Here is a 23,478-nt window from a genome sequence, read left to right on the forward strand (position 1 = left end):
CACGCCTGCGCGTCGGCCCCTCGACGCGTCAGCCCCTCGACGTCAGAATGCTGAGCGCGTTGGCGGCCACGATGGCACCGATGGCCGCCCACTCCGGCGCCCCAAGACCCTGGCCCAGACCGATCAGGCCGACCAAGGCCGCGAGGACCGGGTTGACGCTCATGAACAGCCCGAAGGCCCGGGCCGGGACATGGCGCAGGGTGAACAGGTCCGCGAGGTACGGCACGGCCGAGGACAGGACACCGGCGGCGACCGCGCAGGCGACGGCGCCGGCCGTCGGCGGATGACGGAGGGCGACGACGACACCGATCGGCAGGAACATCAGGGCGGACAGGCAGGACGCGGCCGCCGCACCCTGCGCTCCGGGTATGCGTCGGCCGACGGTGCGGTTGAGCAGGATGTACGACGCCCAGCAGCCGGCGGCCAGCAGGCCCAGGGCCATCCCGAGGTAGTCGGCCGAGGGCTGCGGGCGCATCAGGGTGACGACGCCGGCCGCGGCGATGACCGCGCAGCAGACGTCCATCCGTCGGCGGGAGGTCGCCAGTGCGATGGCGAGCGGGCCGAGGAACTCCAGGGTCACCGCCAGGCCCAGGCCGACGCGGTCGATCGCGGAGTACAGCGAGAGGTTCATGGTGCCGAGCACCAGCGCCAGCAGGACGACCGGCCACCACTGACGCCACGTGAAATTGCGCAGCCTCGGCCTGCCGACGGCCAGCAGGACCAGGGCGGCGACGTACTGGCGGACGGCGACGACGCCGACGGGACCGAGGACGGGGAAGGCGAGGGAACCGATGGCGGCGCCGGTCTGGTTGGACAGACCGCTGCCGACCATGGTGGCCACACCGGCGAGACGTCCGCCGGGCGGCTCGGGGGCCGCGGGTGAGGCCGCGAGCGAGGGCGCGGAGGCTGGCGTCGGAGTGGGCGCTGATGCGGTGCGGGTGCGCATGCGCCCATCGTGGGGCCGTGCCATCCTTGCGCAAAATGCGTGGACGACCCCAGCTATACGCTTGAGTCATGGATCCGTCGGTCATGGATGTGGAGCTGAGGCAGCTGCGCTGTCTCGTCGCGATCGTCGACGAGGGCACCTTCACCGACGCCGCCCTCACCCTCGGCGTCTCCCAGGCGGCCGTCTCCCGCTCGCTGGCCTCCCTCGAACGCGCCCTGGGCGTACGGCTGTTGCGTCGGACCTCCCGCGAGGTGACCCCGACCGGCACCGGGCTGCGGGTCCTGGCGCACGCCCGGCGCGTGCTCGGCGAACTGGACGACCTGGTCCGGGAGGCCACATCCGGGCACGCCCGGCTGCGGATGGGCTACGCCTGGGCGGCGCTCGGCCGGCACACCCCCGCCTTCCAGCGCCGCTGGGCCGCCGCACAACCCGGGACCGATCTGCACCTCGTGCGCCACAACTCGACCACCGCGGGGCTCGCGGAGGGCGCCTGCGACCTGTCCGTCGTACGCCGGCCGGTGGACGACCGGCGGTTCGACTCCGCCATCGTCGGGCTGGAGCGGCGGCTGTGCGCCGTGGCCGCCGACGACCCGCTGGCCCGGCGCCGCGCCGTCCGGCTGGCCGACCTCAGCGGCCGTACCCTCCTGGTCGACCGCCGCACCGGGACCACGACCTCCGACCTGTGGCCGCCCGATGCGCGACCGGTGACCGAGGAGACGCACGACGTCGACGACTGGCTCACGGTGATCGCCACCGGCCGCTGCGTCGGCGTGACCGCCGAGGCCACCGCCAACCAGTACCCGCGCCCCGGCGTCGTCTACCGGCCGGTACGGGACGCCGAGCCCATCGCCGTCCGACTGGCCTGGTGGCGTGACGACCCGCATCCCGCCGCGCAGGCGGCGATCGAGCTGCTCACGGCGCTGTACCGGGGCGGCTGACGCCGGGCCACAACCGGGCCACAGCATGGGGCGGGAAGGGCCCCATCCACTTCTCGCGGATCCTGATTGCGCGGTGCACGGCCGCCAGCCGTTTCTCCGCGTCTTCCTGGGTCCTTCCCGTCACCTCCAGCACACCACGGGCGCGGCGGATGCGCCAGGGCCGTTCGTCTCCGTTCGCCGCCGTTGCGGCAGCAGGCGGCGACCGGAGGTGACAAGACGGGCCTGGCGGGTACCCATGAGCGGATCCCGCCGGGCGCGGGACAGCCGTCGAGCGGAGGTGAGGAGGCCGTGCGGTTCGCGTTCCGTGACGCCATCGCGAGCGGGCATCCCCGGATGGCCCTGCCCGCACCGTGTCGCGCGGCACCCGGCCGGGTAGTCGTCCCGCCGCGGCGGTGGTGACCGATGCAGCTGCCCCACAGCCCCGACACGTCCCGCACCCCCGACACGTCCAGCGACGCGCTCGCCCCCGCCTTGCGTGACGTACATGCCGTCGTCTTCGACACCGACGGGGTGATCACCGACTCGGCCAGGGTGCACGCCGCCGCCTGGAAGGAGGCCTTCGACGCCTTCCTGCACGATCACCCGCCCGAGGACCCCGACCTGCGCCGCCCCTTCGACGAACGGGACGACTATCTGCGCCACGTCGACGGCAAGTCCCGCCTCGACGGAGCCGAGGCCTTCCTCGCCGCACGCGGCATCGAGACGTCGGCAGAGACGGTTCGGGCCGTCGCCGCGGACAAGGAGCGCCACTTCACGCAGCGCCTGCGTGAGCAGGGCGTCGACGCCTACCCGGGGACCATACGGCTGGTGAAGGCGCTGCGCGCCGCAGGAGTGCCCCGTGCCGCCGCCTCCGCCTCCCGGCACGCCGGCGAGCTGCTGCGCCGGGCAGGGGTGCTCGACCTGTTCGACGCCCTGGTGGACGGCGGTGAGGCCGCCCGGCTGGGCCTTCCGGGCAAGCCGGAGCCCGACCTGTTCCTGGAGGCGGTCCGCCGGCTCGGTGTTCCCGCCGACCGGGCCGCCGTCGTCGAGGACGCGCTGGCCGGTGTCGAGGCGGGCCGGCGCGGCGGCTTCGCCCTGGTGGTCGGCGTGGACCGGGCCGCCGGCGCGGACACCGGGGCCCGGCTGCTGCGGCACGGCGCCGACATCGTCGTGCAGGACCTCGGAGAACTCTGCGCGGGAGGAGCGCCGAAGTGACGGATGACCGGAACCCGGAGGCGGAAGGGACGGGATGGAGCCCGGAGGCTGAGAGGAAGGGTTGGAGCCCGGGGGCCGAGGGGACCGCCTGGAGCCCGGGGGTCGAGGGGAAGGGCTGGAGCCCGGGGCACGAAGCGGCGGGCTGGAGCTGGGAGTACGAGGGCTACCAGCCCGCCGACGAACGCCTCCGGGAATCGCTGTGCACGCTGGGCAACGGCTACTTCGCCACCCGGGGCGTGCTGCCCGAGTGCGCCGCCGACGACGTCCACTACCCGGGAACCTATGTGGCCGGCATCTACAACCGCCTCACCTCCAAGGTCGCGGGCCGCCGGGTGGAGAACGAGGACATGGTCAACGTCCCCAACTGGCTGCCCCTGCGCTTCCGTCTACCCGGCGGCCACTGGATCGCCCCCGACTCCACACCCGTGCTCGACCACCGGCAGCTGTTGCATCTGTCCGTGGGCCTGCTGGAGCGCCGGACGCGGTACGACCTCGGCGGAAACCGGGTGTTGACGGTGCGTCAGCACCGGATGGTGCACATGGGAGACCCTCATCTCGCCGCCCTGCGCACCGAGTTCACGGCCGAGGGGTTCGCCGGCCCGCTCGAGGTGGAGGCGGCCCTCGACGGCTCGGTCACCAACTCCGGAGTGCCGCGCTACCGGGACCTCGACGGCCGTCATCTCACCCACATCCACACCGGCACGGCCGCCCCGGACACGGTCTGGCTGCGCTGCCGAACCCGCACCTCCGACACCCGGATCGGCATCGCGGCCCGACTGACCGCTCAGGGCGACGCCGAGACTCCCCTCACGATCCGCCATGAACGGCCGTACGCCATCCAGCGGTTGACGCTCCACATGGTGCCCGGCCACACCGTCACCGTCGACAAGACAGTGGCCCTGCACACCTCCCGTGACCCGGCGATCAGCGACCCGCTGCACGCCGCCGTCGACCGGGTGGGCCGGGCCCCCGGCTTCGAGGCGCTGGCCGACACGCACCGCACCGCCTGGGGTCAGCTCTGGCGCCGCGCCGAACTGGACGTCCCCGGCGAGTCGGGCCGCATCCTGCGGCTGCACCTCTTCCACGTCCTGCAGACCCTCTCCCCACACACCGCCGACCTCGACGTCGGCGTGCCCGCCCGGGGACTGCACGGAGAGGCCTACCGCGGACACGTCTTCTGGGACGAGCTGTTCGTCCTGCCCTTTCTCAACCTGCACTTCCCGGAGGTCTCCCGCGCCCTGCTCCGCTACCGCCACCGCCGTCTCGAACAGGCCCGCACGAGCGCCGGGGCAGAGGGCCGCCGGGGCGCCATGTACCCGTGGCAGAGCGGCAGCGACGGGCGTGAGGAGACCCAACAGCTCCATCTCAACCCGCGCTCGGGACGCTGGCTGCCCGACCACTCCCATCTCCAGCACCATGTCGGTTCGGCGATCGCGTACAACGTGTGGCAGTACTGCGAGGCGAGCGGCGACATGGAGTTCCTGCACACCAAGGGCGCCGAGATGCTGGTGCAGATCGCCCGCTTCTGGGCCGACAAGGCGGTCTACGACGAGAGCCTGGGCCGCCACCGCATCAAGGGCGTCGTCGGCCCCGACGAGTACCACGAGTCCTACCCGGACGCCGCCGTGCCCGGCCTCGACGACAACTCGTACACGAATGTCACGGCCGCCTGGGTACTCACCCGGACCATGGAGCTGCTCGCCATCCTGCCCGAGCCCCGCCGACGCGAACTCGTCGAGCGCGCAGGCCTGGACGGGGGCGAACTCGAACGGTGGGAGGACGTCTCGCGCACGCTCCACGTCCCCCTTCACGACGACGTCATCAGCCAGTTCGCGGGCTACGGCGACCTCGCCGAGCTCGACTGGAACCGCTACCGCGAGCGGTACGGCGACATCCGGCGGCTGGACCGGATCCTGGAGGCGGAGGGCGACACCGTCAACCGCTACCAGGCCTCCAAACAGGCCGACGTCCTGATGCTCGGGTACCTCTTCGCGCCGGCCGAACTGGAGGGCCTGTTCCGCCGGTTGGGGGTCCGGCTGGACGAGGACATGTGGCGGCGCACCGTCGACTACTACATGCACCGCACCAGCCACGGCTCCACCCTCAGCGGCCTGGTGCACGGCTGGGTGCTGGCCCGGTGCCGACGCAGTGAGGCATGGAAGTTCTGCCAGGAGGCCCTCCAGGGCGACATCGCCGACGTACAGGGCGGCACCACCGGCGAGGGCATCCACCTGGGCGCCATGGCGGGCACCCTCGACCTCGTCCAGCGCGGGCTGACCGGCCTGGAGACCCGGGGCGGCGCACTGTGGCTCGACCCCGTGCCGCTGCCCGAGCTGTCCTCCTACGGGTTCGCTCTGCGTTATCAGGGCAACTGGGGCGTACGGCTACGTCTGGAACGCGGACTGCTGGAGGTCGCGGTCCCGTCCCACGACGTCTCACCGATCGGCGTCCGGCTGCCGGGCCGCGAGGTGACCCTGCAGCCGGGGGAGACGGGGCGGCTGGTCCTTCCCGACTGACCCGGCCCTGTGCGGGAGGCGGCCGGCCGGGAGAGGCTGGAGACAAGAGCCGACGGCCCGCGCGGGGCGGGCGGGGAGAGTCCACCGACCCGGCGTGCAGGAAGGCGTACGGCCCGCGGATCCCGCACGGAAAGGGGAGCGCGATGAGCGGCCCGGTTGTCGTAGGAGTGGACGGTTCGCCGTCGAGCATGGCCGCCGTGGAGGTCGCGGCGCGTGAGGCCGGGCTGTGGGGCGTGGGGCTCCGGCTGGTGCACGCCTTCGGCTGGCCGGCCGCGCACATTCCGCCTGGCGGGCGGATCTGGGAGCCGAGCGGCGGCGGGGTGCGCGAGCTGATCGACGGCACGCTCGCCAAGGCCGAGCGGCGCGCTCACGAGACGGCTCCGGACGTCGCGATCATGCGCGAGATCGTCGTCGGAGAGCCGGTGACGGTGCTGGAGATCGAGTCGCGCACGGCGTCCCTGGCCGTGGTCGGCAGCCGGGGCCTGAGCCGGTTCGGCGAGCTGCTGCTCGGCTCCACCGCAGGTCATCTGGCCGCGCACGCCGCCTGCCCGGTGCTGGTGGTGCGCGGCAGGCCGGACCCGGCCGGGCCGGTGCTGCTCGCCGTCGACGGCTCGCCCGCGGCCCGGGGCGCCGTCGAATTCGCCTTCGCCCACGCGGCCGCGTACGGAACGGACCTGGTGGCGCTGCACGCCTGGAGTACCCGGACCGACCGCGCCTACGACCAGCCGTCCGACCCGCCCTTCGTGACGTACGACGAGGACCGGCTGCACGACGAGGAGGAACGGGTGCTGGCCGAGGCGCTGGGCGGGCTGCGGGAGCGCTACCCCGACGTCGCCGTGGACCGCAGGCTGGTGCGCGGCCGGATCCGCCACACCCTCATCGAGGCCAGCGCCGACGCCCGGCTCGTCGTGGCCGGGGCTCGTGGCCGGGGCGGGTTCGCCGGGCTGCTGCTGGGCTCGGTGAGCCAGGCCCTGCTGCACCACGCGCACTGCCCGGTCGCAGTCGTCCGGTCCGGGGAGGACTGAGGGCGACGAGCCGCCCGAGCGCCCGGTTCAGAGGGTCGCCGCATGGTCGGGGACGTAGTTCTGCAGATCGCGCGGCGGTCGCCGATAGCCGGTCGACTCCGGCCGCTCGGGCAGGTCCAGGACCGGTGGGGGCACGTCCTGGTACGGCACGGTGCTCAGCAGATGGGCGATCATGTTCAGCCGGGCCCGGCGTTTGTCGTCGCTCTCGACGACGTACCACGGCGCCTCGCTGATGTCGGTGTGCACCATCATCTCGTCCTTGGCCCGGGAGTACTCCTCCCAGCGGGAGATCGACTCCAGGTCCATCGGGGACAGCTTCCAGCGCCGCACCGGGTCCTCCAACCGGCGCCGGAAGCGTTCCTGCTGCTCCTCGTCGCTCACCGAGAACCAGTACTTGCGCAGCAGGATCCCGGCCTCCACCAGCATCCGCTCGAAGAGGGGGCACTGGCGCAGGAAGAGCTGGTACTCCTCCTTGGTGCAGAAGTCCATGACTCGCTCGACGCCGGCCCGGTTGTACCAGCTGCGGTCGAACAGCACGATCTCGCCGGCGGCCGGCAGATGATTGATGTACCGCTGGAAGTACCACTGGCCGCGCTCGCGCTCGGTCGGCTTGGGCAGGGCCGCGATCCGTGCCACCCGCGGGTTGAGATGTTCCGTGACCCGCTTGATGGTGCCGCCCTTGCCCGCCGCGTCCCGCCCCTCGAACACGATGACCAGGCGGGCGCCCTCCGCACGCACCCACTCCTGCAGTTTCACCAACTCCGTCTGCAGGCGCAGCAGTTCCTTCTCGTACGTCTTTCGCGGCAGCTTCTCCGCCTTGTCGCCGGCCATGCAAGCACCGTACTGACCGACGACGGGCCCCGCACTCCGGCCGCCGGCCCGCGCGAACGTACCCTGCGAGTGGACCGACCCGGACCCACCGAAGCTGTCAGGCAGGAACCGATGGACTCGCCCACAGGGCCGCAGGACGACGCCACCAGCCCGCACATCCACGTCGAGAAGAAGCTGCCCCGCTCCGACGCACGCGCGCGTGACCTCCTGGCCGCCACGTTCGGCCTGGTCGGAGACCTGCCGGAGACGGTCGCCACCGGCTGTGGGCTGCGGGTGCCGTACGCCATGACCTCACCGCGGCCCGAGAGCGTCACCTGCCTGGCCTGCCGTGAGCACGCCCATGCGCAGCACCTGCGCCTCGCCGAGGAGATCGAACGGCTGGGCGCCATGCCGGGCTCCGTCGTCACCGGTGCCCAGGCGGGCCGGGTGGCGGAGCACTACCGGGACCTCGCGCGGAGGTTCGCCGACGACGGCCGACGCTGACAGCTGGACGAACGACCCACTGCCGCCCTAGCCCCAGCGACGCCGTTCCCGCGACTGACTCGGACGAGTCGGGCTGTTGCCGTGGGCGGGCATCTCGTGCGGGGTCAGCCGATGGTCACTCTTGGGCACCTCGGAGGGCTCCCGGTGCTCCCGGACCTCGTGGACCGGGCCGTCCTCGGGCAGCCGGGGCTGCTCCTCGGGTCGGGGCGGAGGCGGTTCCCGGCGCCGGATCCGGGCGCCCAGCACGAAGGCGCCGATGAGGAGCGCGACGACGGCCAGACCGGCGACGAGCAGGCCGATGCCGAGCGCGCCTTTCGCGGCTATGTGCGCAGACGCGATGGATACGACGGGTGCCATTGACTCGACAGGAGTGATGGATGCGATGGTCATGGGCCGCGAGTACCCCTGGCCTCCGACGTGAACCCGCACCGGGTTTGGCGCGACCCGGACCGGCTACCCGACCTGCGTGACACAGACAACGTCCCAGCAGCAGCTCGTCCAGTTCCTGGAGGACCGTTTCGCGTGCGCGCAGGCCTGCACCGAGTGCGCCCGGGCCTGTGCCCTGCGCGCGAGCCTGGTGGATCCGGACGGGACCGAGGAACAGGAACTCCTGCGCCGCAAGGGCATCATGTGCGCCGAGGTGTGTGACGCGACCTGCCGGATGCTGGCCGAGCAGAACCAACTGGACGAGTCCGCCCTGCGCGCCCAGCTGGAGTGGACCCGGACGGTGAACCTGGAGTGCGCCCACGCCTTCGACCGGCACCCGGACGCGGAGGACGCCGCGCAGGCGTGCCGGGACTGCGCACGGGCCTGCACGGAGTTCATGGCCACGCTCGACTGAGTCCACTCGACTGAGTCCACTCGACTGAGCCCACTCGACCGAGTCCACCGGATCCCCCGGCTCCTCGCCATTCCCAATTTCTGAAACACGTTCTACGGTGTGCGCCGTCAGGACCGCTCCTGGGAGCCTGGAGGCGCCGTGCACCTCGAATACACGCCCGAGCAGCAGCGGCTGCGCAGCGAACTGCGTGACTACTTCGCCAAGTTGGCCCCGGACCTCGCGCACCCCCGCTTCACCGACCCGGCCGCCCAGAAGCGCCACTACCGCAAGACGATCCGTCGGCTCGGCGCGGACGGCTGGCTCGGCGTGGGCTGGCCCAAGGAGTACGGCGGACGCGGACTGACCACGATGGAACAGTTCATCTTCTTCGACGAGGCGGCCCAGGCGGGCGTACCGCTGCCCCTGATGGCGCTCAACACCGTCGGCCCGACGATCATGCAGTTCGGCACGGACGAGCAGAAGGCGTACTTCCTGCCGAAGATCCTCACCGGCGAGATCGACTTCGCGATCGGCTACAGCGAGCCCGACGCGGGCACGGACCTGGCCTCGCTGAAGACGCGGGCCGTGCGCGACGGCGACGAGTACGTCGTCAACGGCCAGAAGATCTGGACGACCAACGGCGACACGGCCGACTGGGTCTGGCTGGCCGTCCGCACCGACCCGGACGCCCCGCCGCACAAGGGCATCACGATGCTTCTCGTCCCGACCACCGACCCCGGCTACTCCTGCACCCTCATCAACACCCTCGCCTCCCACGACACCACGGCCAGCTACTACGAGAACGTCCGCGTCCCCGTCGCCCGCCGCGTCGGCGCCGAGAACCAGGGCTGGCGCCTGATCACCAACCAGCTCAACCACGAGCGCGTCACCCTCGCCGCCCACGGCACGATGGCGATCCGCGCCCTGCACGACGTCCAGCGCTGGGCCATGGAGACCAAGCTCGCCGACGGCCGCCGGGTGATCGACCTTCCCTGGGTGCGCCGCCGCCTGGCCCAGACCCACACCAAGCTCGACGCCCTCAAGCTCCTCAACTGGCAGATGGTCAGCGCCGTCCAGGAGGGCACGCTCACCCCGCAGGACGCCTCCGCCGTCAAGGTCTACGGCTCCGAGGCGCGCCGGGACGCGTACGCGTGGCTGATGGAGATCGTCGCCGCGCCGGGGGCGCTGAAGGAGGGCTCGGCGGGGGCGGTGCTGCAGGGGGAACTGGAGCGCGGCTACCGCTCGGCCGTGATCTTCACCTTCGGCGGCGGCAACAACGAGATCCAGCGCGAGATCATCTCGTGGATCGGGCTGGGGATGCCGAGGGTGCGGCGTTAGCCTGCGGGCATGGGAGATCCCGGGCTGTTCACCCCGAACTCGGTCACCTGGCAGATGCACGGCGACCCCATCATGTGGGTCGCCGGAGTCCGCGCGCTCTACCTCCAGGCCCTGCACCCCCGTGCGGTGCGCGGCGTCATGCAGAATTCCGACTTCCGAAAGGACGCCTGGGGCCGCCTGCTGCGCACCGCCGACTTCGTCGGGACGATCACGTACGGCACCACCGAGGCCGCCGAGAGGGCTGGTGCCCGGGTCCGGAAGATCCACAGCATGCTGGGCGCCACCGACCCGGACACGGGGGAGCTGTACGGCGTCGACGAACCCGAACTGCTGCTGTGGGTGCACTGCGCCGAGATCGACTCCTACCTGCAGGTCGCCCGCCGCTCCGGGTTCCGCCTCACCGACGCACAGGCCGACCGCTACATCGGCGAACACCGGGTCAGCGCCCGCCTGGTGGGCCTCGACCCCGACGTCGTACCGGTGAACCGGGAGGAGATGGCGGCGTACTTCGAGAAGGTGCGGCCCGAGCTGGTGTGCGGACCCGAGGCACGCGCGGTGGACGACTTCCTCCTCCGCCCGCCGACGCATCCCCTTCTGGTCCCGGCGCGCGAGGTGCTGTGGCGGCGCGTGGCGCACTTGGCGTATGCCGCTCTGCCGCCGTACGCCCATGAGCTGTACGGCAGACCGGCCCCTGAACCCGCCACCGTCACCCGCCAGTTGCGTGCCACGGGCACCCTGCTGCGCTGTGTTCCCGCACGTCTGCGCTGGCAACTCCCGCCCAAACACATCCTGCGTGCCATGGCCCGGCTCGGCCCGGGCTCGCGCCCGGCACCGTACAAACTCGGACGATAGCTCGCCATACTGGACGAGCCGGGGAGGCGGGGCGGACCGTGACGGGGGGCGATCGCGGGCGATGGGGGACAGCAGGCTGATCCAGGGCCGGTACCGGCTGCTCGATCTGATCGGGCGCGGCGGTATGGGCGAGGTGTGGCGTGCCCGCGACGAATCGCTGGGCCGGCACGTCGCCGTGAAGTGCCTCAAGCCGCTGGGGCCCCACCACGACCACTCCTTCACCCGCGTCCTGCGGGAACGGTTTCGCCGCGAGGCCCGGGTGGCCGCGGCCCTCCAGCACCGCGGGGTGACCGTCGTCCACGACTTCGGCGAGTCCGACGGCATCCTGTTCCTGGTCATGGAACTGCTCCAGGGCCGCAACCTCAGCCAGCTCCTGGAGGACAACAAGCAGCACCCGCTGCCCGTCCCGGACGTCGTCGAGATCGCCGATCAGGTCGCCGCCGCCCTCGCCTACACCCACCAGCAGGGCATCGTGCACCGCGACCTGAAGCCCGCGAACATCATGCGGCTCGCCGACGGCACGGTGAAGATCTGCGACTTCGGCATAGCGCGCCTCGGCCACGACATCGGCTTCACCTCCCGGCTGACCGGCACCGGCATCGCGATGGGCACCCCGCACTACATGTCGCCGGAGCAGATCGGCGGGGAGGAGGTGGACCAGCGCAGCGACCTGTACTCGCTGGGGTGCGTGCTGTACGAGATCACCACCGGGGTGCCGCCGTTCGACCTCGACGACCCCTGGGCCATCCTCGTCGGCCACCGTGACACCCCGCCCCGGCCGCCGCGCAGCCACCGCGCCGAGCTGCCCGAGTACTTCGAGCGGATCATCCTCGACCTGCTGGCCAAGCGCCCGGAGGAACGCCCGCACGACGGACGCGAGTTGGGCCGCCGCATCGGCCTTGGCCGTACGACACCGACGTATGTGCCGACGGTGGTGACCCCGCAGCCCGCCCTCCGGCCGCTCCCGGAACCCTCCGTCAGGCCCCCTGAAGCCGTGGCCCGCGAGCCCCGCCTGCCCTCCTGGACCCGAGGCATGACCACCGGCCACAAGGCCACCGGCGCCGGACTGCGCACCACGCCTCCCGACGCCGCGGCGGGGCTCACCGGCGAGTGGATCCCCCGTTCGGTCACCGGCCGTCCCGACGAGACCGCCGTACCCGAAGAACCGCCCGCCCCGTCCACGGCGACGCTCACCGCACTGGCCGGACGGCACAACGCCGGGCTCAGCCTCGGCCGGCTGGGCCGCTGGACCGAGGCGGGCGAGGTGCACCGGGCCGTCGCCGTCGAGCGCGAGCACCTGCTCGGCCCCGATCACCCCGACACCCTCGCCAGCCGCTACGAGGTCGCCTTCACCCTCAGCCGCACCGGCCGCGCCGCCGACGCGCTGCGCGAGTACAAGCACGTCGCCCGCGCCCGCAGCCTCGCCCTCGGCCCGGACCACCCCGAAACGCTGGCCGCCCGACAGGAAATGGCGTACGTGCTCGGCCAGTTGGGCCGTCACTTCGACGCACACCAGGTCTACACGTCCGTACTCGTCGCCCGTGAGCGCAGCATGGGAGCCGATCACCCCGACACCCTGCGCTGCCGCCACAACCTCGCCTTCAACCTCAGCAGGCTCGGCCGCCTGGAGGACTCCTACCGCATGGCCGACGAGGTCGCCGACGCCCGCGCCCGTGTGCTCGGCCCGCACCACCCGGACACCCTGGTCACCCGCTACGAAGTCGCCTACGCACTCGGCCAGTTGGGCCGCTGGGGCGAGGCCCTCCAGACCTACCGTGAGGTCGCCGACGCCCGCGCCCAGGCCCTGGGCCCCGACCACCCCGACACCCTCTCCGCCCGCTACGAGGTCGGCATCAGCCTCGGCCGGCTCGGCCGCAGCGCGGAGGCGCTCCAGCTCTACCGCGACCTCGTCGACGACCGCACCCGAGTCCACGGTCCCGCCCACCCCGAGACCCTCCGCGCCCGGCACGGACTCGGCGTCAATCTCGGCCGGCTCGGCCGCTGGGAGGAGGGCCTCGCGGAGTCCCGGGACGTGTGCGCGATCCGTGAGCGCGTGCTGGGCGCCGACCACCCCGACGCCCTGATCAGCCGGCGCGAGGTCGCCGTGAGCCTCGGCTGGCTGGGTCGCTGGCCTGACGCGCTCACCGAGTACCGCACAGTGGCCGCCGCCCGCGAACGCGTCCTCGGCGCCGACCACCCCGACACCCTCGCCAGCCGCAACGACGAGGCCCACTGCCTGCAACAGCTCGGGCGGGGCGCCGAGGCGGCCGAGCTGTACCGGAGGGTGGCGGCACTGCGGCAGCAGCGGATGTCCGGCGGCGCGTGAGCGGAGCGGCGTCCCGTGACTCCCGCGCGCCGCACCTATGGCCGACCTAGATCATCACGTGTTACGAAGAACCATGCCTGCACACGAGGGACACCCGGGACACCGTACGTACGACGCCGTCATCGTCGGCGGCGGCCACAACGGCCTGGTCGCCGCCGCCTACCTGGCCCGGGCCGGACGGTCCGTGCTGGTCCTGGAGCGGCTGGACCGCACCGGGGGCGCCGCCGTGTCCACGCGGCCGTTCCCCGGGCTCGACGCGCGGCTGTCACGCTACTCGTACCTGGTCAGCCTGCTGCCGAAGAAGATCGTGCGGGACCTCGGCCTCAACTTCCGGATCCGCACCCGCAACGTCTCCTCGTACACCCCCGTGGAGCGGGACGGACGGCCGACCGGTCTGCTGGTGGGCGGCGGCGAGCGCCGCACCCGGGAGGCGTTCGCCAGGCTGACCGGCGGGGAGCGCGAGTACCAGGCCTGGCAGCGCTTCTACGCGATGACCGGCGACGTCGCCAAGCGGGTGTTCCCGACGCTCACCGAACCCCTGCCGAGCCGCGAGGAGCTGCGCCGCCGGGTGGACGACGAGGAGGCCTGGCGGACCCTCTTCGAGGAGCCGATCGGTGTCGCGGTCGAGGACCGCTTCGCGGACGACCTGGTGCGGGGCGTGGTCCTCACGGACGCGCTCATCGGAACCTTCGCCGACGCCCACGACCCCTCGCTGAAGCAGAACCGCTGCTTCCTCTACCACGTGATCGGCGGCGGCACCGGCGACTGGGACGTCCCCGTCGGCGGCATGGGCGCGCTCACCGACGCCCTGGCCGCGGCGGCACGTGCGGCGGGCGCGGTCATCGCCACCGGGCACGAGGCGGAACGGATCGACACGGACGGCCGTACGGCGGAGATCACCTATCGCACGGCGGACGGCGAGGGCGTCGCCGTCGCCCGGCACGTCCTCGTCAACGCCTCCCCCCAGGCCCTGGCCGCCCTCACCGGCGACACGCCCCCGGAGCCCGCCGAGGGCGCCCAGCTCAAGGTGAACATGCTGCTCAAGCGCCTGCCTCGGCTGCGCGACACCTCCGTCGACCCGGGTGAGGCGTTCTCCGGCACCTTCCACATCGCCGAGGGCTACGACCAACTGGCCACCGCCCACGCCCAGGCGGCCGCCGGGGAGCTGCCCGCCGCGCCGCCGTCCGAGATCTACTGCCACTCGCTGACGGACCCGTCGATCCTCGGCCCCGCCCTCGTCGACCAGGGCTACCAGACCCTCACCCTGTTCGGCCTGCACACACCGGCCCGGCTCTTCGCGCGCGACAACGACGCCGTGCGCGAGGAACTGCTGAAGTCGACCCTCGCCCAACTCGACGCCCACCTCGCCGAGCCGATCGCGGGCTGTCTGGCGACCGACGCCGACGGACGTCCCTGCATCGAGGCGAAGACCCCACTGGACCTGGAACGCGACCTCCGCCTCCCCGGCGGCAACATCTTCCACCGCGAGCTCGCCTGGCCGTACGCCCAGGAGGACACGGGGCGTTGGGGCGTGGAGACACCGCACGCGAACGTGCTGCTGTGCGGGGCGGGCGCGGTGCGTGGGGGAGGGGTGAGCGGGGTGCCGGGGCACAACGCGGCGATGGCCGTCCTCCAGGAGGACATATAGTTCCCAAAACCTGCCCAACCATGCGGCAAGTTGTTTTCGCCTCTTTGATCACATCCTCCGCCCTTGAGGTGAAAAACCGGGCGATCGGGGCAAGTTGGGTCTTCCGGCCCTACCGTGATCAGAGTGCGAGCGCTTCCCGGCTACCCGGGCCCCCGTCACTGGCGGCAGGTTCCCGTCACGGACCAGCACTACGTCGACATCGGCACCGGCGATCCGGTGCTCTTCCTGCACGGCAACCCGTCCTGGAGCTACATCTGGCGGAGCCTGCTGGGCACTTTGTCGCCGGACTTCCGCTGCATCGCGCCCGACCTTGCCGGGCTCGGCCTGTCGCCGGGCGTTCCGGCTCCGCGGGGGTCCGTCGACGCCCTTGAGTGGCAGCTCTCGTACCTGGACCGTCTCTTCCGTCATCTCACCGCCGGTCAGGGGCTGCCAGACCGCCGTTGGACCCTGGTGATGCACGACTGGGGCGGGCCGATCGGCATCGCGTGGGCCCTGCGGAATCCGGGCGTGGTGGCACGGCTGGTCGTCCTCAACAGCGTGGCCTTCCCCTGGCCCGCCGGTCACCGGCTGCCGACGTACCTGCGGTGGATCGGCGGCAGCGGTCCCGTCGCCGCTCTCGCGCGGGTCACCAACGCCGTTCCGCGTGCCACCGTTCGGCTCGGAGTCGTCCAACGGCTCGGCGCGGCCGAGCGGATGGCGTACCTGCTGCCCTTCGCGGACCGACAACACCGCCGCACTGCCGTGGAGTTCGTCCGATGCATACCCCGGAGTGGCGACGACCCGGCGTGGCGGCTCCTCGAAGCGACCGACGCCGGCGGCGGCCTCGTCGGACTGCCGATGTTCATCGGGTGGGGGACGAGGGACCCCGTGTTCACGCCACCGGTGCTGGCCGAATGGACCCGCCGGTTTCCGCAAGCACGGGTGCGCCGCTACGACGGCGCCGGCCACTTCGTGATGGAGGACGCGGCCGGGGAACTCGACCGCCACGTCCGCGACTTCCTCCGTCCGTCGTGAGCGCGCAAGCGCGCAAGCACGCAATCCAGCAATTGCACAGAGCTTCAAGAGTGGGGTGTGTTCATGGCGGCGGACTCGTTCGCGATCGTCGGCCTGGGATGCCGGCTGCCCGGCGGGATCGTGGATCTGGCCGGGCTGTGGGAGGCGTTGGAGGCCGGGCGTGACCTGGTCGGCGAGGTGCCGCAGGACCGGTTCGAGGCCGGGCGGTTCGTCGACACCGCGATGGCCAGGAGAGGGAAGTCGTACACCGCACGAGGCGGGTTCCTGGCGGACATCGCGGGATTCGACGCGGAGTACTTCGGGATCTCGCCGCGAGAGGCGGCGCAGATGGACCCCCAGCACCGGCTGCTGCTGGAGACGGCCGTGGAGGCGCTGGACGACGCGGGCATCGACCCCGTGACGTTGGCGGGCTCGGACACCTGTGTGTTCGTCGGCATCTCCGACTTCTCCTACGGCGGGCTGCAGATGGTCAGGTCCCGGGGGATGAACGCCTACACCATGGCGGGAACCGCCCATTCGATCGCGGCGAACAGGCTGTCCCACTTCTTCGACCTGCGCGGACCGAGCATGGCCGTCGACACCGCCTGCTCGTCGTCGCTGCTGGCCGTGGAGCGCGCCTGCCGGGAGCTGGCGTCCGGCGGCAGCCGTGTGGCGCTGGCGGGCGGAGTCAACGTGCTGCTGAACCCGGCGGGTTACGTCGGGTTCAGCCAGGCGTCCATGCTGTCGAAGCGGGGCCGCTGCGCCGCGTTCTCGGCGGACGCGGACGGGTTCGTCAGGGCCGAGGGCGCGGGCGTGATCGTGCTGAAGCCGCTCGCCGACGCGCTGTCGGACGGGGACCGGATCCATGGGGTGATCGCCGGGTCCGGCAGCAACTGCGACGGACGCACCGTCGGACTGGCCCTGCCCAGCGCGCAGGCGCAGGAGGACCTGCTGCGGCGGGTGTACGAGCGTGCGGGGATCGCGCCCGACGAGGTGGTGTACGTGGAGGCGCACGGCACCGGCACGCAGGTCGGCGACCCGGCCGAGTGCACGGCGTTGGGCCGCGTGCTGGGCGCCGACCGGGAGGCGGGGCCGCTGCCCATCGGGTCGGTGAAGTCCAACGTGGGGCATCTGGAGCCGGCTTCGGGCATGGCGGGGCTGTTCAAGGCCCTCGCGGTGCTGCGCCACGGCACGATCCCCGCCTCGCTGCACCTGGAACCGCTCAACCCGGACATCGACTTCGCCGGGCTGGGGCTGGAGCCGGTCGGGCGGGCCCGTCCGGTGGCGTCGCGGGAAGGGCGGTGCTTCGTGGGCGTCAACTCCTTCGGGTTCGGTGGGGCCAACGCCCATGTGGTCGTCGGCCTGCCCCCTCTCGCCTCGAGAGGCGGCGCCGAGTTCACCGGCGCCCTGCCGGTGATCGCTTCGGGGCGCACCCCACAGGCGGCCGAGGAGGCGGCGCGGCGACTGGCCGCCCGGCTGTCGGATAGCGCGCCGGTCGAGTCGGCGGACTTCTATGACATCGCTGTCACCACCGGCGCCCGCCGGGCCCGGCACCGCTACCGCCGGGTGGCGCTGGCCTCGACAGCGCACGAGGCCGCGCGGATCCTATCCGGCGAGGGGGTGCCCGGTGAGGCGGTCGAGCATGGCCGGGTCGGGCTGGTCTTCGCGGGCAACGGCTCGCAGTGGGCGGGGATGGCCGCCGATGTCCTGGCCGACGATCCGGTGTTCCGGACCGAGGTGGAGGCGGTGGACGCCGTGCTGACGCCCCGGCTGGGCTGGTCGGTCGCCGGGCAGTTGTGTCGCCCCGCGGACGAGTGGGGACTGGAGGCCACTGAGGTGGCCCAGCCGCTGCTGTTCGCGGTGCAGGCCGGGGTCACGGCGGTCCTGCGGGAGCGGGGCGTGCGGTGGACGGTCGCGCTCGGGCACAGCGTCGGGGAGGTCGCCGCCGCGTACGCCGTCGGCGCGCTGACGCTGGAGGAGGCCGCGTGGGTGATCGCCGAGCGCAGCCGGGCCCAGGCGGCCACGGCCGGTCAGGGCCGGATGGCCGCGGTCGGGTTGCCGCCGGCCGAGGCGGAGCGGGTGCTCTCCGCCTACCCGGGCCTGGTTGTGGCCGCCGTGAACAGCGCCAGGGATGTGACGATCGCCGGGCCGGTGCATCAACTCAAGTCCATGGGCGAGGAGTTGGTGGACCGGGATGTGTTCTTCCGGCTCATGGACCTCGACTACGCCTTCCACAGCCCGGTCATGGAGCGGATCCGGGCCCGCCTTGCCGACGGGCTGGCCGGGCTGGCCCCGGGTGGCGGCAACGATGCGCTCATCTCCACGGTCACCGGCGGCCCGCTGCCCGCGAGCGGCCTGGACGCCGAATACTGGTGGCGCAACGTCCGCGAGCCGGTCAAGTTCGCCGCCGCCGTCGAACACGCCCTGGAAGCGGACGTCGACGTACTGCTGGAGGTCGGCCCGCATCCCGTTCTGCGGTCCTACCTGCGCCGCATCGCCGCCGGACGCGACCGGGTGGCCGTCCTCGCCACCCTGCGCCGCGACACCGCAGGGCCGACCGCGCTGCGCGAGTCGGTCGAGTCGCTGATCGCCGCAGGTGCGGAGCTGGACTGGGCACGCTGGTTCCCCCGCCCGGCGCGCGTGGCGGAGCTGCCCGCGTACCCGTGGCAGCGGGAACGCCACTGGAGCGGCACCCCGCAGCGGTGGATCGGCAACAGCGGATCGGGACGGCTGGACCACCCCCTGCTGGGCGAGCGGCTGCCGACGGCGGAACCCTCCTGGCAGGGGCCCGTCGAACCGGCCCTGGTGCCGTGGCTGGCCGACCACAAGGTGGCCGGGTCGGTGGTGTTCCCGGCGACCGGTTACGTCGAGATGGCCCTGGCGGCCGGCCGTCGAGTGCTGGACGGCCCGGTGGAACTGGCCTGGCTGGAGGTGAGCCGCCCGCTGGTCGTCCCGTGGGACCGGGCAGGCGACGTCCGTCTGCAGCTCGCGTACTCGCCCGACGACGGCATGGTGTCCCTCACCAGCACCGAGGCCGCCGACAGCGGCGAAGCCGACGGTACGCCGCCCCGCCCGCACGCCCGCTGCCGGGTCCGCGAGCTGATCGGCCGCCCGGCTGGACGGATCGACCCGGCCGAGGTGCGTGCCCGCTGCACCCGCCGCGGCGATGCCGACGCCCTGCTGTATCCCGAACTGGCCGCGAACGGGCTGGACTACGGGCCCGCGTTCCGACAACTGGTGCGGCTGCACATGGGGGAGGGAGAGGTGCTGGCCGCCTACCGGCACACCACGGACGCGGCCGACACGGCGCAGTACGTGGCCCATCCGGCACTGCTCGACGGCGCGCTCCAGGCGTGCGTACCGCTCGTGGTCGCCCGGGTAGGCGCAGGGCAGGCCTGGCTTCCGGCCGCGATCGGGGCCGTACGGGTGTGGCGGAGTCCGTCACCGACCGGGCTGGTGCACATCCGCGACCGCACACGCGGCACCACCGAACTCTGCTTCGACATCACCGTCACCGACCCTGACGGCAGCGTCACCGCCGAACTGGACGGCGTACGCCTGCGGCGCGTGCCCGGCCCGGGCGACCGCGCACCCCTGCGGTACGGGACCGTGCTGCGCGCCGCACCGCATCCCCATCTGCCGTCCGCGCTCTCGCCGTTGCCCGGCAACGCCGACCTGGCCGGGGCGGTCGCGGCGAGCGTCGACGCGCTGGAGGACGGCTGGCGCTCCACCCGCTTCGCGGACTTCGCCGTCCGGCTCAAGCGGGTGACCGCTCATGTCGCCGCCGCCGCGTTCGCGGACCTGCTGCCCGACGGCACGGCCGAGTTCACGCCCGCCGACCTGGTCCGGCAGGGAATGCTCCCCGCACACGACAAGCTGGCGCAGGCCATGCTCGGCCTGATGTCCGGCCATGGTCTGGCCACCGGTGGCGACGACGGACGATGGCGGCTGACCGGCACTGCGGAGCCGGGTCCCCTGCTGGCCCGGTTGCCGCTCGACTTCCCGGCCTGCAGCGCCGAAGCACAACTGGCGGTCTGTCAGCTGTCGTACCTGGCAGAGGTGTTGCGCGGCGAGCGCGACGCGCTGAACCTACTGACCGGCCAGGGCACCCGGGACGCCCTGGAGCAGTTCTACGACATGGCGCCGTCCTGCCGGTTCCACAACCGGCTCCTCGCCGCGTTGGCTGCGGAGATGGTCCGGGCCTGGCCCGGGGATCGGCCACTGCGGGTTCTGGAGATCGGCGCGGGCACGGGTGGTACCGCAGCGGCACTGCTGCCGGTGCTGCCACCCGAACGGTCCGTCTACCACTACACCGACGTGTCCGCGGCCTTCTTCACCCGTGCCCAACACCGTTTCGGTGCCCACCCCTTCGTCGACTACCGCCCGTTCGACCTGGACGCCGATCCCGCCGCGCAGGGCTTCACCGACGGCACGTACGACCTGATCGTGGCGGCCAACTCCCTGCACACCGCGAACGAGCTGCGATCGGCCCTGGGGCGGGTGCGCGGGCTGCTGGCCCCGGGTGGGCGACTGCTCGCCTTCGAGACGCATGACACGGACTATCTGATGCCGCTGTTCGGCGCACTCGACAGCTTCTGGAAACACGACGACCAACTGCCGCCGGATTCACCCCTGTTGAGCAGGGACCACTGGACCGAAGTGCTTGGTACCTGCGGTTTCACCGATGTGGTCTGCCTCGGTGGCACCATCGAGTCACCCGATCGGGACGCTGCCTCGGTGCTGTTGGCCTCGGCACCCGCGTACGAGACCGTCCAGCCCGCGCTGCCCCGGCCGGACGACGGCACCCGGTGGATCGTCGCCACGGAGAGCGAGCCGGAGACGCCGCTGGCCGAGCACCTCGCCGCACTCCTGACAGCCGGCACAACGCGGTCCGCCGCCGTGACGCCGGCCCCTGTCGACCCTGCGGCCTGGTCGGCGTCGCTCGGCGGTGACGGCGACCCCGCCGTCGTACTCCTGCTGGGTGAGGCCCTCACCGACCCGCAGGCGATGGTCGACCAGGCGGTGCGCCGCGCCGCCACGCTGCGCGACCTGGCCGCGGCCTGCCGGGCGCTCCCGGACGGTGTCCAGCCCTCCCTGTGGCTGGTGACCCGGCCCAGCGGCGCGCTGCCCACGCCCGAACGAGCCGTCCAACCGCAGGACGCCGTCGCCTGGGGAGTGGCCCGCACCCTCGCCAACGAACACCCCGGGCTTCGGGTGACCCGACTGTCCCTGGACCGCGCGGGCGACCCGGCCGCCGACGCGCACCGGCTGGCCCGCGAACTGCTGGCGACCCTCCCGTCGTCCGGCGATGGCGAAGACGCAGGTGCGGCGGTGCGCGAGGACGAGATCGTGCTCACGGCAGGCGGACGCTTCGTGCCCCGGGAACGCGAACTCCCCTCCGGTGAACACATCGAGCCCAGCGGCGACGCGCCCTTCGCCTTGGAGATCGGCGAACCCGGCCTGTCGTACGCGCCGGTCTGGACGCGGACCCGCCCCCTCGTACCAGGGGCCGGTGAGGTGGTGATCGCCGTGCGTGCGGCGGCGCTGAACTACCGCGACATCATGCTGGCGACAGGTCTGCTGCCCCCCGAGGCGACAGAGGCGACGTTCGTCGGGAAAGGCTCCGGTCTCGAATGCGCCGGGGTCGTCACGGCGGTGGGCGAGGGCGTGAGTGGCCTGGCCGCCGGAGACCGGGTGTGCGCGGTCGGTTCCGTGTGTCTGGCCTCGCAAACGGTGGTGCCCGCGGCGGCCGTGGTGAAGGTCCCCGACGCTCTCGGTTTCGCGGAGGCGGCGACCCTGCCCGTGGCCTTCCTGACGGTCCACTACGCGCTGCACGACCTCGCGCGACTGGCGCCGGGGGAAACGGTTCTCGTGCACGGCGCCGCCGGCGGGGTGGGACTGGCCGCCCTCCAGTACGCCCGCCTGGTGGGCGCCAAGGTGATCGCCACCGCGGGCAGCCCGGCCAAGCGCGACCTGCTGCGGGCGCTGGGCGTCGAGCACGTACTGGACTCCCGCACCCTGGACTTCGCCGACCAGGCCCTGCGGATCACCGGTGGGCGCGGGGTGGACGTGGTGGTCAACTCGCTGGCCGGGCAGGCCATCGACCGGGGCCTGGAGACGCTGCGGCCCGGTGGCCGGTTCGTCGAACTCGGCAAGCGCGACATCTATGCCAACAAGCCTTTGCTGATGCGGCCGTTCCGCCGCAACATCGCCTTCTTCGGTGTCGACGTCACCGCGCTGCTGTCCGACGAGGCCGGGCTCGTACACGGTCGGCGTCTGCTGGCCGAGGTCGCCGAGCGGGTGGCGGACGGCCGCTATCGGCCGCTACCGCACTCGGTGTACCCGGCCGCACGGGTCGCCGAGGCGTTCGCGCTGCTCCAGCACTCCCGGCACATCGGCAAGGTCGTCGTGAGCCTCGACCCGCAGGACGGACCGGTGCCCGTCCGGACCCGGCCCGAGCCGCCCCCGCTCGATCCCGACGGCAGTTACCTGGTCACCGGCGGGCTGAGCGGATTCGGCGCCGCCACCGCCCACCGGCTCGCCGACCGCGGTGCCCGCCACCTCGCGTTGCTCTCCCGGCGGGGCGCCGCCGGCCCCGAGGCCGCCGCCGTACTGGCCGACCTGGCCGCGCGGGGCGTGACCGCAACGCCGTACGCCGTCGATGTCACCGATGCCGCCGCCCTGGCCGAGACGATCGGACGCATCGACGCCACCGGGCACCCGCTCGTGGGCGTCGTCCACGCGGCCATGGTCCTCGACGACGCCCAGCTCACCGAACTGACCGACGAACGAATCCGCGCGGTCCTGGCACCCAAGATGGCCGGGGCGGCGGTCCTCGACGCCCTGACCCGCGAGCGCGACCTGAGCCTGTTCTGGCTGTACTCCTCCTTCACCGCTGCCGTCGGCAACGTCAAGCAGTCCGCCTACGTCGGCGGGAACCTCTTCATGGAGGCACTGGCCCGACGCCGACACGGCGGCCGACCAGCCCTCGCCGTGGCCTGGGGCGCGATCGGAGACTGCGGGCATGTCGCCCGCGAGGCCCTGGCACCGGCCCTGGAAGCGCTCGGCGCCGAACCGATCGGCTCCGGCGAGGCACTGGCCGCCCTGGACAACGTGGCGGTGTCGGGCACCGCCGTCGTGGGCATCGGCCGATACGACTGGAACCGGCTGCGCACCTTCCTGCCGTCCATGACGGCGCCGCGCATCGCCGCCCTGCTGCCCGCCGACGGCGACCTCGAAGGCCACACCCGCCAGGACCTCCTGGCAGCCCTCGCCGGGCTCCCCGCGGACGAGGCGCTGGAGACCGTCAACGCCGCACTCGCCGAGGTGATGGCCCGCATCCTGCAGACCGACGCCGCACGCCTCGACCCCAAACTGCCGCTCCAGGACTACGGAGTCGACTCCCTGATGGCCGCCGAACTGCTGACCACGCTGCGCCAACGCCTCGATGTCGAGATCCCGCCCATGGAACTCCTCCAGGGCGGCGTCACCCTCACCGACCTGTCCCGCCACGTGCTGCTGCGCCTCGGCGTCCGCGCCACCGACACCGCCAACGGCTGAAAGAGAGG

General features: G+C 72.6%; 15 protein-coding genes. 12 read left to right on the forward strand and 3 right to left on the reverse strand.

Annotation, left to right across the window (positions count from 1 at the left end):
* Window positions 1-28: 28 nt before the first annotated feature.
* Window positions 29-946 carry an EamA family transporter gene (locus tag ACIA8X_RS25855; protein WP_399459195.1) on the reverse strand — a complete coding sequence of 306 codons (918 nt, stop codon included), beginning with the start codon at window positions 944-946 and terminating at the stop codon, window positions 29-31.
* An 83-nt stretch (window positions 947-1,029) separates the two neighbouring features.
* On the opposite strand from ACIA8X_RS25855, the gene ACIA8X_RS25860 reads away from it, so the two are divergent.
* From ACIA8X_RS25860 to ACIA8X_RS25875, 4 genes are all read left to right on the forward strand, one after another.
* The gene (locus ACIA8X_RS25860; protein ID WP_399459255.1) at window positions 1,030-1,884 is read left to right on the forward strand and encodes a LysR family transcriptional regulator; all 855 of its coding nucleotides are present in this window, start codon (window positions 1,030-1,032) and stop codon (window positions 1,882-1,884) included.
* A gap of 402 nt (window positions 1,885-2,286) precedes the next feature.
* Window positions 2,287-3,078 carry an HAD family hydrolase gene (locus tag ACIA8X_RS25865; RefSeq protein WP_399459196.1) on the forward strand — a complete coding sequence of 264 codons (792 nt, stop codon included), beginning with the start codon at window positions 2,287-2,289 and terminating at the stop codon, window positions 3,076-3,078.
* Between the two features lie 197 nt (window positions 3,079-3,275).
* The gene (locus tag ACIA8X_RS25870; protein ID WP_393444360.1) at window positions 3,276-5,594 is read left to right on the forward strand and encodes a glycoside hydrolase family 65 protein; all 2,319 of its coding nucleotides are present in this window, start codon (window positions 3,276-3,278) and stop codon (window positions 5,592-5,594) included.
* A gap of 143 nt (window positions 5,595-5,737) precedes the next feature.
* Complete coding sequence (locus ACIA8X_RS25875; RefSeq protein ID WP_393443555.1) at window positions 5,738-6,619, forward strand: universal stress protein; 882 nt, start codon at window positions 5,738-5,740, stop codon at window positions 6,617-6,619.
* A gap of 27 nt (window positions 6,620-6,646) precedes the next feature.
* Here ACIA8X_RS25875 and ppk2 read toward each other — a convergent pair whose 3' ends face one another.
* On the reverse strand, window positions 6,647-7,450 hold the full coding sequence (gene ppk2, locus ACIA8X_RS25880) for a polyphosphate kinase 2 (protein ID WP_393443553.1): 804 nt from the start codon (window positions 7,448-7,450) through the stop codon (window positions 6,647-6,649).
* Window positions 7,451-7,561: 111 nt separating this feature from the next.
* On the opposite strand from ppk2, the gene ACIA8X_RS25885 reads away from it, so the two are divergent.
* Window positions 7,562-7,933 (forward strand): hypothetical protein, encoded by a 372-nt coding sequence (locus ACIA8X_RS25885; RefSeq protein ID WP_393443551.1) that lies wholly within the window; start codon window positions 7,562-7,564, stop codon window positions 7,931-7,933.
* 27 nt (window positions 7,934-7,960) lie between these two features.
* Here ACIA8X_RS25885 and ACIA8X_RS25890 read toward each other — a convergent pair whose 3' ends face one another.
* The gene (locus tag ACIA8X_RS25890) at window positions 7,961-8,290 is read right to left on the reverse strand and encodes a DUF6479 family protein (RefSeq protein WP_393443549.1); all 330 of its coding nucleotides are present in this window, start codon (window positions 8,288-8,290) and stop codon (window positions 7,961-7,963) included.
* Between the two features lie 109 nt (window positions 8,291-8,399).
* On the opposite strand from ACIA8X_RS25890, the gene ACIA8X_RS25895 reads away from it, so the two are divergent.
* The 7 genes from ACIA8X_RS25895 to ACIA8X_RS25925 all read left to right on the forward strand — a co-directional run bounded on the left by ACIA8X_RS25895 (window position 8,400) and on the right by ACIA8X_RS25925 (window position 23,470).
* A complete protein-coding gene (locus ACIA8X_RS25895) occupies window positions 8,400-8,774 on the forward strand; it encodes a ferredoxin (protein WP_393443547.1) in 375 nt (124 codons plus the stop codon).
* Between the two features lie 138 nt (window positions 8,775-8,912).
* Window positions 8,913-10,091 carry an acyl-CoA dehydrogenase family protein gene (locus ACIA8X_RS25900; protein ID WP_399459197.1) on the forward strand — a complete coding sequence of 393 codons (1,179 nt, stop codon included), beginning with the start codon at window positions 8,913-8,915 and terminating at the stop codon, window positions 10,089-10,091.
* Window positions 10,092-10,100: 9 nt separating this feature from the next.
* A complete protein-coding gene (locus ACIA8X_RS25905) occupies window positions 10,101-10,943 on the forward strand; it encodes an oxygenase MpaB family protein (protein ID WP_393443543.1) in 843 nt (280 codons plus the stop codon).
* Between the two features lie 61 nt (window positions 10,944-11,004).
* Window positions 11,005-13,269, forward strand: coding sequence for a tetratricopeptide repeat protein (locus ACIA8X_RS25910; protein WP_393443541.1), 2,265 nt, complete (start codon window positions 11,005-11,007; stop codon window positions 13,267-13,269).
* Window positions 13,270-13,342: 73 nt separating this feature from the next.
* Window positions 13,343-14,917, forward strand: a complete 1,575-nt coding sequence (locus ACIA8X_RS25915) for a phytoene desaturase family protein (RefSeq protein ID WP_399459198.1) — start codon at window positions 13,343-13,345, stop codon at window positions 14,915-14,917.
* Between the two features lie 123 nt (window positions 14,918-15,040).
* Window positions 15,041-15,931: an alpha/beta fold hydrolase gene (locus ACIA8X_RS25920; RefSeq protein ID WP_393443537.1), complete on the forward strand. Its 891-nt coding sequence runs from the start codon at window positions 15,041-15,043 to the stop codon at window positions 15,929-15,931.
* Between the two features lie 63 nt (window positions 15,932-15,994).
* Entirely contained in the window at window positions 15,995-23,470 is a 7,476-nt protein-coding gene (locus ACIA8X_RS25925; RefSeq protein ID WP_399459199.1) for an SDR family NAD(P)-dependent oxidoreductase, read from the forward strand.
* Window positions 23,471-23,478: the final 8 nt, after the last annotated feature.

It is taken from the genome of Streptomyces sp. NPDC051738 (assembly GCF_044453205.1).
Classification (GTDB): Bacteria; Actinomycetota; Actinomycetes; order Streptomycetales; family Streptomycetaceae; genus Streptomyces.